This is a genomic window from Legionella waltersii (genome assembly GCF_001468085.1).
GTDB classification, from domain to species: Bacteria; Pseudomonadota; Gammaproteobacteria; order Legionellales; family Legionellaceae; genus Legionella; species Legionella waltersii.
Genome location: NZ_LNZB01000052.1, coordinates 432 through 1,743 on the forward strand (window position 1 = coordinate 432; position 1,312 = coordinate 1,743).

Sequence of the window (1,312 nt, forward strand, 5' to 3'; positions counted from 1 at the left end):
GCGCATGGCTCTCTATTGCCACTTTAAAACGATATTTTTCGCTGTCGCAGATAACGGGTTTTGGGACAGCGGTCGGGAGGTTCTGGTTTTCTTGATGACCAAGCCCCAGTTGGCCACCATAGTTGCTTCCAAAAGCAAAGAGCGTTGGCTTGCCCTTGCTGTCGCGGCCAAAGACAAGGGTGTGGTTAGTACCTGCGACGACACCCTCCAGTGAGTTGAGTGCTTCAGGAAGCTCGAGGCGCTGCAAGCTGCTCTGGTTGTTTTGATGCCCAAGCCCCAGTTGGCCATAATCGTTCATACCACAGGCAAAGAGCGCTGGTTTACCCTTGCTGTCGCGACCAAAGACAAGGGTATGGTAGCCACCTGCGGAGACACCTTCCAGTGAGTTGATTTCTTTGGGAATCTCAAGGCGCTGCAAGCTGCTCTGGTCAGTATTATGCCCAAGCCCCAGTTGGCCTGAATGGTTGTCTCCACAGGCAAAGAGCAGTGATTTTCCGAGGCTGTCGCGGCCAAAGACAAGGGTGTGGTTACTACATGCGACGACACCCTCCAGTGAGTTGATGTCTTTGGGAAGCTCAAGGCGCTGCAAGTTGCTCTGGTCAGTATTATGTCCAAGCCCCAGTTGGCCATTATTGTTATATCCACAGGCAAAGAGCAGTGGCTTTTTATTGCTATCACGGCCAAAGACAAGGGTGTGGCCTGGACCTGCGACGACACCCTCCAGTGAGTTTAGTGCTTCAGGAAGCTCAAGGCGCTGCAGGCAGCTCTGGTGGTTTTGATGCCCCAGCCCTAGTTGGCCGAAGCTGTTTCTTCCACAGGCAAAGAGCACTGGCTTGCCGAAGCTGTCGCAGCCAAAGACAAGGGTGTGGAAAGTACCTGCGACGACACCATCCAGGGAATTGAGGTCTTCAGGAAGCTCGAGGCGATGCAAGCTACTCTGGTCAGTATTATGCCCGAGCCCCAGTTGGCCCCAATAGTTATATCCACAGGAAAATAGCGCTGGCTTGCCGAAGCTGTCACAGCCAAAGACAAGGGTGTGGCAGTAACCTGTGACGACACCCTCCAGTGAGCTTATTTCTTTGGGAATCTCGAGGTGCTGCAGGCTGCTCTGGTTATTTTTATGCCCCAGACCCAGTTGGCCATACCCATTCTCTCCACAAGCAAATAGCTTGGGCTTGCCTCGGTATTGCGTCAAAATAAACGTGGAACTTGCGCCTGCAGATGCCACGATTCTACGTCGATGAATTTTTCTTTCTGTCTCCAGCTCTTTGATTGCCTCACGAAATTCTCTGTTCACCTGAATGAGGCGTTC

At 52.5% G+C, this 1,312-nt stretch carries 1 protein-coding gene; it reads right to left on the reverse strand.

The features are described from left to right. Positions 1 to 1,312 (reverse strand): RCC1 domain-containing protein (locus tag Lwal_RS11810; protein ID WP_193787232.1); only part of this gene is annotated, 1,312 nt, incomplete at both ends.